The following is a 13,372-nucleotide window of genomic DNA, read 5'->3' as shown; positions in this document are numbered from 1 at the left end:
GGCCAAGCAAAAACACCGCCTTTCCCGGCGGTGTTTTTGTCTGTTGGGTATTTAGATTTTAACTGAGGATCAGGCTGTCACTTTTGCGCCGCATCTGGATGAGAACGCCGGCCTCAAAGGCTTGTGTCGCCGTGACTTTCCAATGCTCCAGTGTTGGTGCCGATGGCATGATGTCATCGTTTGCCGCGGAAGATTGCTGGCTGGGAGAGAGCTTGGTCAGGGCGACATAAACAGCGCACTCATCAATAAGGTTGCTTTCCGCGAGCTGGCAGAAAAAGGTGTAGTCGCACAGCGTCACCAAGGTGCTCTGTTTGCCAAGGGCAAGTTTGCTTTGCAGCGCCGACAGCTCTTTGTCTGAGCGCACGGTAATAGTGCAGCATTCTTTGAGATGCTGTTGGATTTCCGCTTTTTGGCTTTCGTCTTCTTCCTGAATAGCGAGCACCGCGTTCCTGATCACCGAATGGCGAAGGGTTGATTCTGCGCCGAAACCGGAAAGGAAATGGCGGTACGCCACCCCTTGTCCTTTGCTGTTCATCGAGATAAAGCAGGTTGTCCAGGGCCGTTTAAGGCGCTGTATGGCCGCCGGGCCAAAGAACAGCGATTCATTTGCCCTCGCCATTGGATAGGTTTCTATCAATACGCCAGGAATTTCAAGGGCTTCCAAACCCAGCGCATCACCTAATTTTGAAGAGACATTTGGGTAGCAGATTTGGCTGATGTTCCAGCAATACGCGATTTCTTGAAGTTGCCCGGCAGTATAGGAAAAGCGGTGCGGCGGGGATGAAAGATACAATCTGCGTTCGTTGTCATTGTCTGCGCAGAATTGACGCGGACTTAACACAGTTTCACCTGCAAAGCAGCGATGGCTGGCAACTATCCTGTTACCTTCAACCAATATCCATGCAATACCCGCCCGGTTGGATAGGGCCAATGCCCTGTCAATGGCTAACGCCAGTTCATCGGGCATGGTTACTTCAGTTCTTACCCGCGCTGATGTACCGCAGACGTGTTGAGTTTCCAAAAGTCTTTGTCCTCATGGTGTCGTAGCACGATGTTTAGTGTTGTAGCGCGATGTTAGAAAATGCTGCGGGTGGTGGCGACTGTAAGAAGTGACAGTTTTTGAAAGTGATGTGATTTTTATATTTAAATTCAAGCAAATAAACTGGTTGTGGTGGAGGCTGTCATTTTCAACAGCTAACCAAGGCTACCGAACTTCCATAACTTTTAACCCGTTCGACAACATTCATTTGATGGACCGCCAAAACGGTTAAAAGGAAGAGACCATGAACCAGCTCATTACCCTGACACCTGAAACGCAACGTGCTAACCAAACTGTTGTTAATGAGATTTTTCGCCTTCGTCACCGCAGCTTTCTGGAGCGACTGGGCTGGGAAGTGACCTCGACCGAGCAAATGGAATGTGATGATTTTGACCGCAGTGGTGCCAGCTATGTGGCGTTGAAAGGGCAGAACAATGATGTGGTTGGTTGTTGGCGTGCACTGCCGACGCAGGGGCGCTATATGTTGAAAGATGTTTTCCCCCAACTCCTGCAAGGCGAGCCCGCGCCAATGGAAGACGACATCTGGGAAATCTCCCGCTTCACCACGGCAAAAGAAAGCTACCGCGAGGCTTCTGCCGGTTGGTTCGGTACCAACGCCCTGACCCTCATCCACTCCTTTTACGATTTTGCCCAAGAGAATAATATCCGCGCCTATGTACTGGTCACCACAGTAGGTTGCGAACGCATGCTGCGCTCTCTGGGGCTGACCATGCGCCGGATGGGAGATGGAAAATCCCTGCAAGTGGGCAAAGAGCGCTCAGTGGCGCTTTGGCTGGAAGTGGACGAATCCCTGAATCTGCAAGGTAGAAAGCTGGACTCGTAAGATTTGCCTCAAATTGAACGCATTGGTGACCTCTGAATGCGAGCATATTCAGGTCGTTTAGGTATAGACTACCACTGACTTTGAATTCCAGATTGAGGCACCACATGCAAGCAAGCACCGCGTATTTAAAAACACTCAAAGATGTTTTCGGTTTTGACGGATTACGCGGTGGTCAGCAAAGTGTGGTCGAGAACGTGCTGGCAGGGCATTCGGCGGCGGCTATTTTTCCCACCGGTTCGGGCAAATCACTTTGTTATCAGCTTCCTGCCCTGCATCTGCCTCATCTTACGCTGGTGATTTCTCCATTGCTGGCGCTGATGAAAGATCAGCTCGATTTTCTGCGTGGAAAGGGGATTGCAGCGGCATCGATTGACTCTTCCCTCACTTATGACGAATCGCGTGAAGTGATGCGCTCGGTGAAAGCAGGCGAAACCAAGATTTTGATGATTTCTGTGGAGCGTCTGAAAAACGAACGCTTCCGTCAGTTTATTTCCTCGGTGCCGATTTCCCTGCTGGTGGTGGATGAAGCGCACTGTATTTCGGAATGGGGGCACAACTTCCGTCCGGATTACCTGAAACTTCCTGCCTACCGCACCCAGCTCAATATTCCCCAAGTCTTGCTGCTTACTGCTACTGCAACGCCGCAGGTGATCGACGATATGCGCAACAAGTTCGGCATTGCGTCAGAGAACGTGGAAGTGACGGGCTTCTATCGCCATAACCTGGATCTCAACGTGCTTCCTTGCAGGGAAGAGGAAAAAGATGAGGCTTTGCTGAGCTTGATTCATAGTGTGCCGTTTCCCCAACCGACCATTGTTTACGTGACCTTGCAGCAGACATCCGAAAGTGTCGCAGGAAAGCTCAGAGCGGCGGGTGTTGCCGCACAGGCTTACCACGCGGGCATGGCGAGTGAAGACCGCCAGCGGATCCAAAACGCCTTCATGCGCGGGGAGATCAACTGCATTGTGGCGACCATTGCGTTTGGGATGGGCGTGGACAAATCGGATATCCGCGCGGTGATCCACTACGATTTGCCGAAATCCGTGGAGAACTACAGTCAGGAGATTGGGCGGGCAGGGCGTGATGGCCAGCCGTCAGTCTGTTCTGTGCTCGCCAATCGTGAGTCTGTCAGTGTGCTGGAAAACTTTGTCTTCGGCGACACACCGGATCTTATCGCCATTCGTGCAGTGATTGATGAAATTGGCGCAACACCGGCGGGCAAACCCTGGGAAGTGATGCTCACCCGGCTATCCCGAGAGAGTAACGTACGCCAGTTGCCACTTAAAACCTTGCTGGTTTACCTTGAACTTGCGGGCATTATCGAACCTCAGTTCAGCTATTTCGCCGATTATCGCTTCAAAATGCTGGTATCCGCTGAGCAAATACTGAACCAGTTTGATGGCGAGAGACGGCAGTTTGTAGAGGCGATTTTCCAGTGTTCGCCAAAATCCCGCACTTGGCACAGTGTTGACTTCGATGCGCTTTGGCAAGGCTTCAGCGCAGAAAGAAAACGGGCGGTTACTGCGCTGGATTACTTTGCAGACAAAGGCTGGATAGCGCTTGAAAGCAAACAGATGATGGATGTTTACCGCGTGAACCGTCTTGAGGCCTGTCAGGGTGAGCAGGCGCAGCAACTGAGTCAGGAAATGCATGCTTTGTTCCTTTCCAAGGAAGAGGCGGAAATCAACCGCGTTCATGCCATGTTGTCCCTGTTTGAAACCGATACCTGCCTGAGCCATCGCCTGGCGGCCTATTTCGCGGATGAACATGCACCAGCGCAATGCGGCCACTGTTCTGTCTGTCGCGGTAATATCGCGCGCTTGCCAAAGGCGAGCGCTCAAGAGAGCGTCGAACCAGCGATGTTGCAGCGATTGATACAGCCTCTGATGGACGCAGCGTTGAAAGAGGGCGTGGCTGTGTCTGCTGAAGCGGCGACGCGCTTTCTTTGCGGCATTGCCACACCACTGACTACCCGGTTACGCGCCGGGAAAATGGAAGGATTTGGCAAGCTTTCGGCTTACCCCTTTGACGAAGTGAAAAAGCAGGTTCAATCGCTGTCAATTTAGCCTGTTTCCGGCGCACAAAAGTTTGTATTCGCATAGGTACAGTGCAGCGTCGATGGTATGATCCGCGGCATCAACAAACGGGAAATGTAAACCCGCTACGGAGTTAAAATGGCAAAGCTAACCCTTCAAGAACAGATGCTTCAGGCTGGTCTTATCGACAAAAAGAAAATGAAGAAGGCCGGTAAGAGCTCGAAGAAATCGCGTACCCTGGCAAAAGAAGCCAAAGCGGCAGTTGAAGAAAAACGTGCCGCACAGGTTGCCCAGGATCAGGAACTGAACCGCCAGAAGCAGCTGGAAGCAGAGAAAAAGGCGATTGCTGCACAGGTGAAGCAACTTGTTGAAATGAACAAGATTGACCGCAAAGACGGCGATATCGGCTACAACTTCACTGACGGCACGCTGGTGAAGAAAATTTATGTCGACAAAGCAACGCAAGACCAACTGGTTAATGGCCGTCTGGCGATTGCCCGTGATGGTGAAGGTTATGCGATTGTACCGGGCGTGGTGGCAGACAAAATTGCCCAGCGTGATGAATCGACCATCGTCCTGAACAACACCGTGGATGAGCAGGCGATGGACGAAGACGATCCATACGCGGACTTTAAGATCCCTGATGATCTGATGTGGTAAGCCGCCGCCTTACTGAATAAAGCGGTTCACATCTATCCATTGGTTTTGTTTGGCAGAAGCCAGCATGGCATCAATGGTGCACTGCACTTCGTAACCTTCACGAAAACCGGTGTAATGAGGTTTGCCCTGCTCGATGCATTCCATCAGCTCGGCAACCTCAATCACTTTCAAATCGTTAAACCCCAGGTGATGCCCCGGAGCTGGGCAAAAATTCCCGTATGGCGGGTGCGCTGGACCTGTCTCGATTTTCCTGAATCCGCCGTTTCCATCCCCACCTTGTCGCGTCCACACCAATAACTCATTCATCCGCTCCTGGCTGAACTGAATCGCCCCTTGGGTGCCGGTAATTTCAAACGACAAATCCATGGTTCTGCCTGTCATCATCCAGCTGACATCAATGCTGCCGGTTGCACCATTACCAAATTCCAGCAGCGCATGGGCAACATCGTCTACCAACACAGGGCGTTTTTCGCTGCTTCCCGGTTTTACCGGCCTTTCTTTATGAACGGTTTCAGTCACGGCATTCACGTTGGTAATAGGGCCGACTAAAAAACGCGCCATGGAAACAATGTGGCTGCCGATATCTGCCAGTGCGCCGCCACCATCGGGATCGGTGCGGAATGAGTGGGGGGATTCGGAATTGCCCATGTAGTCTTCGGCGTGCCTGCCGCGAAAACTGATAACGTCGCCAATGTCACCGCTTTCAATCAGTGATTTTGCATAGTGGATCAGGGGATTTCGCAGGAAGTTGAAGCCGACCAGCGTGGTCGTACCTGCCTGCTCTGCCGCTTCCGTCATGCGTTTGGCTGAATCACAGGTGGTGGAAAGGGGTTTTTCACAATACACATGCTTGCCTGCTTTAATGGCGGCGAGCGTAATAGCTTCATGCAGGGCATTGGGCGCGGTGATGGCAACCACGTCGATTTCCGGGTTGTCGACGAGGGTTTCCCAGCTTCCCGTTGAATGGGCAAACCCGAGCTTTTGTGCCTGCAAAGTGGCGGTTTCATCATCGACATCAGCAAGGGTATGCAGGTGAATGTCGAACGGCAGATCGAACAAGCCTCCCACCGAACGGAATGCGTTGGCGTGACAGCGCCCCATAAAGCCTGAACCAACCAGGCCAATATTTAAAACAGCTTTGGTCATGTTGTTTCTCCGTTATGCCAGTTCGCGCAGTGACACAGCGTTAATCAGGTTTTCTTCGGTCATGTCATCTCCGGTAAATTCACCGGCGATACGGCCTTCCGCAATGGTCAGTATGCGGTGGCTGACCCCAATCACTTCGGGCATTTCAGATGAAATCACGATCACCGCCAACCCTTGTTCGGCGAGCCCTGCGATGAGTTCATGAATGGCTGATTTTGAGCCGACATCAATGCCGCGGGTAGGCTCATCCAGGATGATGAGTTTGGGATTGGCGCAGAGCCATTTGGCGAGCACAAACTTTTGCTGGTTACCGCCGGAGAGGTTGGATACGGGTTGATCAGGGCCGGTGGTTTTGATTTCGAGCAGTGACTGGTAACGCTGGTAGAGTTCCTTTTCGCGCTTTTCATCCATGATTCCTGCATTGGACACCATTTTCAGATGGGGCAGGGTAATGTTGTCCTGTCCGCCCATATTGAGCACCAGTCCTTGTTCTTTACGGCTTTCCGGCACCAGCGCCAGCCCTTTGTCTATGGCTTCGCGGGCTGAATTGAAAGAGACGGATTCGCCAGAAAAGCGGATCTCCCCGGCGTCTTTTTTCCTGATGCCGAAAATGGTTTCAACGATTTCGGTTCGACCTGCGCCAATCAGTCCGTACAGGCCAAGCACTTCACCGGTGCGCACTGAAAAGCTGATGTCTTCAAACAGCCCTTCGACAGCCAGTTTGTCGACCCCCAACACTTCCTCACCGAAGTTGGCTTTGGCACGGATAAAATACTGATCCAGCGTGCGGCCAATCATTTTGCTGGTGATCTCCTGCGCATTGGTATCTTTTGTCAGCAACGTGCCCTGTATCTTGCCGTCTTTCAGCACAGTGATACGGTCGGTTATCTGGAAGATCTCATCCATTTTGTGGCTGATATACACAATCCCCACACCGTGGGACTTCAGGGTATTGATGGTGGCAAAAAGCTGGTCTTTTTCTGAATCGGTCAGCGATGCGGTTGGTTCGTCAAACACCACTATGTTGGCTTTGAATGCATGCACACGCGCGATTTCCACCATTTGCTGGCGGGCAATGGTGAGGTCACCCACTCGGGTATCGGCCGTGAAATCGCAGCCGAGCAAATCCAGTGCGGCCTGCGCATCTTTATTGAGTTTTCCCACCTGGAGCACACCGAGTGCATTGGTTGGCCAGGCACCAAGGAAGATATTTTCCGCCACTGAAAGTTCTGGCGACAGCGACAGCTCCTGGTGGATAAGCAAGATCCCGCGCTCAAGCGCATCCCGTGGTGTTGGCAGTTTGACGGCTTCGCCTTTATGGCGGATTTCACCTTCTTCCGGTTGGTAGATACCCGCGAGCACTTTCATCAGGGTGGATTTCCCCGCGCCGTTTTCGCCCACCAGTGCATGGACTTCGCCCGGCCGGATATCAAAGCTGACGCCATCAAGCGCGGTAACACCGGGAAACCGTTTGGTGATCCCATTGAGGACGAGCAGATTTTCCTTGTCAGTCATCGTAAATCCCTATTTTTTCGCCAGCATCAGACGGTCAAGCAGCAATGCCAGCACCAGCACGCTTCCCATCACCATCAATTCGATGTAATTCGGTGTGTTGAGCAATCGCAGCCCGTTTTGGAGCACTGCCAGCGTGAGCACGCCGCCAAGGGTTTTCCAGAGACTGCCGTAACCGCCCTGTAAACGGGTTCCCCCCAATACCACGGCGATAATCGCCCACAGCTCCCAAATCCTGCCCGCATTTGGTTCCGCAGTGCCGAGGCGCATGGAAAGCAGTATTCCCGCAATGGCGGCCAGGGTGCCGCACAGGACAAAGTTGATCACCTTATGACGTTTTACCTGGATCCCCGCTTCGTGGGCGGCTTCAATGTTGTCGCCGATGGCATAGGCTTCGCGGCCGTGTCGGGTGTGGGAGAGCATCCATTGCAAGGCAAACGTCAGCCCGAGGAAAATCATCGCGGTGATGGAAATGGGGCCAAGGTAGATTTCAGGGTATTCGGTGTAGCTGAAATCCTGCACCATCAGGGCATTCTCGCCGGTGTAGATAAACACCAGTCCGCGGATACCAATCAATCCCCCAAGGGTGACGATAAATGAGTGCATGCCGGACAACACCACCAGTGTGCCGTTGAGCAGCCCAAGCAGGGCGCCGCTCAACAGAGCAACAAACACCGCAGGCCAAACGCCAATGTCCGGTTGCAGACCAATTGCCAATGCGCAGGCGAGGGCAAGGATAGCGCCGACGGAAAGGTCTATCTCCCCGTTGATCATCACCAGTGTCATCCCCACCGCCAGAATGCCGATGAAGGCGGATTGGGTCAGAACGTTGCTGAGGTTGTTCACTGTCAGGAAGTAAGGCGAAGCAAAAGAAAAGGTCGCCATGGCCAGTAACAGAAACAGCCAGATATGGTTGCGAGCCAGCATGCGTCCAGCCGTGGACAAGTGATGGTTCTTCATCGCTGCATCTCCATTGCGTTTTTGGGTGGATGGCGTCGTCGTGTTGTCAACTGAACTCATGCCAGCACCCTCCCGCGTTGCGCGGCCAGGTCAGCCCAGACAGCGAAGATAATGACACTCCATGTCACCAGCCATTGGACGTAATAAGGAAAACCGAGAAGCAATAAACCGTTCTGGATAAAGCCCAGCATGGAAATACCAATCACGGTACGCCAGATACTGCCGGAACCGCCCATCAGCGAGGTACCGCCAAGGATGATGCCCGCCAGCACGGTGAGTTCATAACCTTGCCCGATAGTGTTTTGCGCCCCCATGACACGGCTGCCCATGATGATGGCGGCAATTGCTGTTGCGAGGCCGGAAATAATGTAGGTGCAGAACACGGTAAAAGAAGCGCTTATGCCGGAATAGACGCTGGTGGTTTCGTTTCCGCCAACAGCGAACACAGTACGCCCAAAGCGGGTGCGACGGAGCACAAATGCAGCCAGTGCGCCGAAAGCGAGGAATATCCAGACCGGCACGGGTATGCCCAGCATGTTGTCCCGTCCAAAGAAGGCAAACCAGGTTTCCTGCGCGTTGGCGACATTGACATTTGAACCGCCGGAGTAGAAGAGGGTGACGCCCTGTAAAAAGGAAAGCATGGCAAGGGTGACAATCAGGGCATTGAGTTTGAGAAAGCCAACCAGTGCGCCATTAACCGCGCCGATAAAGATGCCAGTGAGCAAGGTGACTAAAATCGCCGCTGTCGGACCGATTTGGTTATGAAGGTCAACGACCATCACGGTGAGTAAGGTCAGCATACTGCCGACAGAGAGATCAAGCCGCCCGGTGATCACAACAAACGTCACGCCGATGGCGATCATCCCTGTGATAGAAACCTGCCGGATAACGTCGAGTACGTTGCCGGGCGTCATGAAGCTTGGGGCGCTGAACGCCACGGCGATAAGAAAAACAACAAACGCGATAAGCAATCCATTCTTTCTGATCAGATGGGATGACACTGTCTGTGCCATAAGGCAACCCTCCCTGTGCTAGTGTTTGATCATAAATTTAACAATCTGTTTATGATGTTATGACATGAAGGCAGGGCTATCCCTTAAAAAAAGTCCAAATTGGACATTGAAGGCGTAAAACCAAGAATCTCCATTTTGGATATTTCTCTGGTTGTAAAACATGAGGGGTGAGTAAAAGGTTAATAGCGAGTCCGGCCAAATATTTGAACTTCATTTTCCGCCGGTAGCTGAGCCGTTACCTGGCTCATGGACAGTCAACAATGGAGGTATTATGACTGTAAAAACGCTTAGAACGCGCCTGCTCTCTGCGAGCTTGCTCCTTGTTCCTTTTGTTGCGGGTTCGCTTGCGGCTCAGGAAGCACCGGATTGGCTGGGAGGGGAGCTGAAAAAGCCGCTGTCAGAAACCCGAATTGGCATCACTGTTTTATACCCTGGCTCTAACGCTTATCAGGCCAAATACGCTGAAACAGCGGAGAAATACACCAAAGAGCTGGGGCTGAAAGCCACGGTAATGGACCCGCAAGGTGATCCCGCCACTCAGTTTAACCAGATCCAGGACATGGTTTCGCAAAACCTCGATGTCATTGTGCTCTGGCCTACTTCGCAGAACGCCTTGATCCCGGCAGTGCGTCAGGCATCGCGCTCCAATATTCCTGTTATCACGTCCAATTCGCCCATCGGTGAGGCAGGGCGTCGCTACATTGCGGCGCACACTGGCCCTGATGACTGTGCCCAGGCTGAACAAGCGGCCGAAATGCTGGGGGATTCCCTCGACGGCAAAGGCAATGTGGTGGTGGTAGAAGGTACACCGGGTTACACCGTGTCTATCCTGCGTAAGAACTGCTTCCTCGATAAAATGGAAGATGCCTACCCGGATATTGAAATCCTCGATAGCCAGACGGCGGAATGGAACCGTGAGAAAGCCCAGACCGTGATGGAAACCTTCCTCACCAAGTATGGTGACAAAATTGATGGCGTGTACGCCTTTGATGACGGCATGGGTCTCGGCGTGATTTCCGCGCTGCAGGGTGCAGGCAAAAAGCCGGGTGAAGTGAAAGTGGTAACCTGTAATCTGTTCGGTGAAGGCTGGGATGCTATCCAGTCTGGCTGGGAAACCGGCTCGAACAAGCAATCGCCGGTTGATGATGCCATCCTTGCTATCCAGACGGCGGTGAAAGTTGCTAACGGTATTGAGGTGCCAGCAATCAGCCAGATCGAAACGCCGAAGATTCAGGCGGATAACGTCGGTCAGTTTGAGCGACCTGACTGGTAAACCGCTTCCCGGTCAGAAACGCGTTCAAGGGCCCGAAAGGGCCCTTTCTTGTGGTTATCATTCGAGATTTGAATGCGAGTATTGATGGTGGAGGGAAGGAGTCATGCGTCGAAGGGTAAGCTTTTTCCCAGTTCGAACGAAGCCTGACAGGTTTGGGCAATTTTCAACGCCAGTAATCCATCAGAAAGTCCTGCACTGGTTGTTGAGTTTTGGGTAATGGCATGGATGAAATCGTCTACTTCACGACGGAAAGACTCTGCATAGCGTTCCAGGAAAAAGTGCTGCAATGGCGGCTGGCTGTGTGTTGCGTCAGCAGAAAACTGCTGGAGCGTATGCTCGGTATGGTTCAACGTTTGCAGCATGCCTTTATCGCCAAACGCCTCGATACGCTGGTCAAAACCGTAAACGGCGCGGCGGCTGTTGTTGATGTGAACCAGCAAGCCGCTTGGCATGCGCAAGGTAGTCATCGCGGTATCGGCATCGCCCAGCTCACCAATGGCAGGGTCTACCATACAACTTGCAGCGGTATACACCTCAAACGGCGTCTCGCCGGAGATCCAACAGGCAAGGTCGATATCATGAATGGTGCTGTCGCAGAAATAGCCACCAGATTTTTTAAGGTATTCCAGTGGCGGTGGTGCAGGATCACGGCTGGTCAGCAGCAACATGTTGAGCTTGCCGATATCGCCTTGTTGTACCCTCCGTTTTAGCTGATCGATGGCTGGGTCAAAGCGTCGGTTGAAACCCACCCCAAACAGCACAGGGTGTTCATCCAGTACAACCTGGCAAGCGAGTACGCGGCCGACATTCAAATCCACCGGTTTTTCGCACAGGATAGGTTTCCCCGCCCTTGCGGCGAGGGTGATGTATTCAAGGTGCGTGGTGGTGGGTGAGCAGATGATCACCGCGTCGGTTTCGTTGTCAGCAATCGCGGCTGCGATGTTATCACTGGGTGTGCCGCCATATTGGTCGGTGAGTTTTTTCGCTGACGCCAGCGAGCGGCTGGCGATAAAGCGGATTCGGGTGTCGGGGCGCTGGGCGATGATTGGGGCGTAGATGTCACCCATACGCCCTGCGCCGATGATTGAGATGTTCAGCATGATTCCCCTCCTTTATCGCCCCGTGGCCTGATGAACGGTTTCTAGCGCGTCTTCCAGGATCATGGCGGCACCTTTTTCGCCAATCATGATGGTTGCAGCATTGGTGTTGCCGGAAACGATGGTTGGCATGATAGAAGCATCAATCACGCGCAGACATTTCAGGCCATGCACCCGCAGCCTTGGGTCAACAACGGCCATCTCATCCACGCCCATTTTGCAGGTGCCCACAGGGTGGAGCAGCGAGAGGCCAGATTCCCGGCAGTGCGCCAGTAACTCTTCATCACTTTCATACTGAATGCCTGGATTGATTTCCTCGGCCACAAACTGCTTCATCGGCTCTGTTGCCGCAATTTTCCGTGCGTGGCGCAGACCGGCAATCGCCGCGTCGCGATCATACTGTGTAGAGAGGAAATTGAACTGGATTGCGGGTGGATCATTTGGGCTGGCAGACTGTGTGTGCACAAAACCGCGGGATTCGGGGCGGATATGCTCAGGCAAAATGGTAAAGCCGGAAAACTTGCGCGGTTGCAGATCTTCCCCGGTGCACCACGCCATAAAGGTGATCATCATGTCCGGATGTTCATCATCGCCCGTGGTACTGATAAAGGTGTTGGAGTAATTACCATTACTGGCCATGGGGCCGGTGCGGAACAGCAGATACTGTGCCATGGCCAGTGCGCCTTTAAGCGGACTGTTGGCCAGGTCGTTCACTGTCAGCGGTTGGGTAGATTTGTACTCCAGCCCAATGCCGAAGTGATCCTGAAGGTTATTGCCCACACCGGGTAAATGGTGCTTGGGTGTGATGCCGACACTTTCCAGATGCGCGGTATCGCCGATGCCTGAAAGCTCGAGCAGTTGGGGAGAATTAAACGTGCCACCACAGACAATCACTTCTCTGGATGCATTGATGGTGTGTGTTTTCCCTTGCTTATCGAGGTACTCCACGCCAGTCGCAGTTTGATTCTCCAACACGATGCGTTTAACCGTGACGTGGGTGCGAACATCAATGTTTCGCCCAAGGTTGGAACGAAGATACGCCGCCGCCGTGCTCCAGCGTCTGGCTTCTTTTGTCGTGACCTGCACATAACCGGTGCCGCGTTGGGTTTCGCCATTGAAATCCGGGTTTTCCGGTGCGCCGAGATTCACGGACGCCTGATTGAATGCATCGGCAATCGGATGGGTGGAGGGCAAATCAGACACCCAGACCGGCCCGTTTACACCGTGGAATTTATCGGCGCCGCGCTCCTGATGCTCAGACTTTTTGAAGTAGGGCAGAACACCGTCAAAACTCCAGCCTTCACAGCCACCCGCTTCCCACAAATCAAAATCCCGCGGTTGGCCGCGCACGTAGATCATGCCATTGATAGAGCCTGTTCCACCCAGCACTTTACCGCGTGGCTGATGTAACCGGCGGTTGTTCAGGTGTGGCTCTGGCTGGCTCTCATAGCACCAGTTAACGGCAGGATTGGCATAAAGCTTGGCATAACCCATTGGAATATGGATCCAGGGGCTGGTGTCTTTCCCGCCCGCTTCCAGTAATACGACCTTGTATCCTGCGTCGCTGAGTCGGCCAGCGACAACACAACCTGCCGAGCCTGCGCCAACGACAACAAAATCAGTCTGTTCCTGCGCCATATTTTTCCCTCCTTGAAAACCATGAATGAACCTTCTGAGTTTTTCACACCCGTTGGAGGGGCACCGGTGTGTTTCTGTCCAAAATGGATATTCTTTCACTATCGAGAAAAGCAAGCTGAGCTCAATGTTTATACTGATAACTCGATTCGTAGTA

Annotated in this window: 11 protein-coding genes; 4 read left to right on the top strand and 7 right to left on the bottom strand. The window is 52.9% G+C overall.

Annotated features, from left to right (window positions below; genetic code table 11):
• Positions 1-58 precede the first annotated feature (58 nt).
• A complete protein-coding gene (locus tag KU854_RS10740; RefSeq protein ID WP_218358559.1) occupies positions 59-1,021 on the bottom strand; it encodes a hypothetical protein in 963 nt (320 codons plus the stop codon).
• A 262-nt stretch (positions 1,022-1,283) separates the two neighbouring features.
• Here KU854_RS10740 and KU854_RS10735 point away from each other — a divergent pair, with 262 nt between their 5' ends.
• The 3 genes from KU854_RS10735 (at position 1,284) to KU854_RS10725 (ending at position 4,579) form a co-directional block, all read left to right on the top strand.
• Positions 1,284-1,883 (top strand): acyl-homoserine-lactone synthase, encoded by a 600-nt coding sequence (locus tag KU854_RS10735; protein ID WP_218358558.1) that lies wholly within the window; start codon positions 1,284-1,286, stop codon positions 1,881-1,883.
• Between the two features lie 104 nt (positions 1,884-1,987).
• Positions 1,988-3,949 carry a RecQ family ATP-dependent DNA helicase gene (locus tag KU854_RS10730; RefSeq protein ID WP_218358557.1) on the top strand — a complete coding sequence of 654 codons (1,962 nt, stop codon included), beginning with the start codon at positions 1,988-1,990 and terminating at the stop codon, positions 3,947-3,949.
• 108 nt (positions 3,950-4,057) lie between these two features.
• A complete protein-coding gene (locus KU854_RS10725; protein WP_218358556.1) occupies positions 4,058-4,579 on the top strand; it encodes a DUF2058 domain-containing protein in 522 nt (173 codons plus the stop codon).
• A gap of 9 nt (positions 4,580-4,588) precedes the next feature.
• Here the strand turns inward: KU854_RS10725 and KU854_RS10720 are convergent, their stop codons facing one another.
• From KU854_RS10720 to KU854_RS10705, 4 genes are read right to left on the bottom strand one after another with little or no spacing between them, the layout of a single operon-like run.
• Complete coding sequence (locus KU854_RS10720; RefSeq protein ID WP_218358555.1) at positions 4,589-5,725, bottom strand: Gfo/Idh/MocA family protein; 1,137 nt, start codon at positions 5,723-5,725, stop codon at positions 4,589-4,591.
• A 12-nt stretch (positions 5,726-5,737) separates the two neighbouring features.
• Complete coding sequence (locus KU854_RS10715) at positions 5,738-7,240, bottom strand: sugar ABC transporter ATP-binding protein (protein ID WP_218358554.1); 1,503 nt, start codon at positions 7,238-7,240, stop codon at positions 5,738-5,740.
• A 9-nt stretch (positions 7,241-7,249) separates the two neighbouring features.
• Positions 7,250-8,257 (bottom strand): ABC transporter permease, encoded by a 1,008-nt coding sequence (locus KU854_RS10710; protein WP_218358553.1) that lies wholly within the window; start codon positions 8,255-8,257, stop codon positions 7,250-7,252.
• Complete coding sequence (locus KU854_RS10705; RefSeq protein WP_218358552.1) at positions 8,254-9,210, bottom strand: ABC transporter permease; 957 nt, start codon at positions 9,208-9,210, stop codon at positions 8,254-8,256. The genes KU854_RS10710 and KU854_RS10705 overlap by 4 nt, the downstream gene beginning before the upstream one ends.
• Before the next feature lie 271 nt (positions 9,211-9,481).
• Here KU854_RS10705 and KU854_RS10700 point away from each other — a divergent pair, with 271 nt between their 5' ends.
• A complete protein-coding gene (locus KU854_RS10700; protein WP_218358551.1) occupies positions 9,482-10,483 on the top strand; it encodes a sugar ABC transporter substrate-binding protein in 1,002 nt (333 codons plus the stop codon).
• A 101-nt stretch (positions 10,484-10,584) separates the two neighbouring features.
• Here KU854_RS10700 and iolG read toward each other — a convergent pair whose 3' ends face one another.
• Positions 10,585-11,583, bottom strand: a complete 999-nt coding sequence (iolG, locus tag KU854_RS10695) for an inositol 2-dehydrogenase (protein WP_218358550.1) — start codon at positions 11,581-11,583, stop codon at positions 10,585-10,587.
• A gap of 12 nt (positions 11,584-11,595) precedes the next feature.
• Positions 11,596-13,218, bottom strand: coding sequence for a GMC family oxidoreductase (locus KU854_RS10690; protein ID WP_218358549.1), 1,623 nt, complete (start codon positions 13,216-13,218; stop codon positions 11,596-11,598).
• Positions 13,219-13,372 lie beyond the last annotated feature (154 nt).

This window comes from Enterovibrio paralichthyis, from assembly GCF_019209835.1.
GTDB classification, from domain to species: domain Bacteria; phylum Pseudomonadota; class Gammaproteobacteria; order Enterobacterales; family Vibrionaceae; genus Enterovibrio; species Enterovibrio paralichthyis.
Note: the sequence above shows the minus strand (reverse complement) of the source record. Positions and strands in the feature narration are given on the sequence as shown.

Coding starts and splice junctions, on each gene's coding strand:
- KU854_RS10700 (WP_218358551.1), top strand. CDS start 9,482: ATGACTGTAAAAACGCTTAGAACGCGCCTGCTCTCTGCGAGCTTGCTC.
- KU854_RS10720 (WP_218358555.1), bottom strand. CDS start 5,725: ATGACCAAAGCTGTTTTAAATATTGGCCTGGTTGGTTCAGGCTTTATG.
- KU854_RS10725 (WP_218358556.1), top strand. CDS start 4,058: ATGGCAAAGCTAACCCTTCAAGAACAGATGCTTCAGGCTGGTCTTATC.
- KU854_RS10715 (WP_218358554.1), bottom strand. CDS start 7,240: ATGACTGACAAGGAAAATCTGCTCGTCCTCAATGGGATCACCAAACGG.
- KU854_RS10735 (WP_218358558.1), top strand. CDS start 1,284: ATGAACCAGCTCATTACCCTGACACCTGAAACGCAACGTGCTAACCAA.
- KU854_RS10730 (WP_218358557.1), top strand. CDS start 1,988: ATGCAAGCAAGCACCGCGTATTTAAAAACACTCAAAGATGTTTTCGGT.
- KU854_RS10705 (WP_218358552.1), bottom strand. CDS start 9,210: ATGGCACAGACAGTGTCATCCCATCTGATCAGAAAGAATGGATTGCTT.
- iolG (WP_218358550.1), bottom strand. CDS start 11,583: ATGCTGAACATCTCAATCATCGGCGCAGGGCGTATGGGTGACATCTAC.
- KU854_RS10710 (WP_218358553.1), bottom strand. CDS start 8,257: ATGAGTTCAGTTGACAACACGACGACGCCATCCACCCAAAAACGCAAT.
- KU854_RS10690 (WP_218358549.1), bottom strand. CDS start 13,218: ATGGCGCAGGAACAGACTGATTTTGTTGTCGTTGGCGCAGGCTCGGCA.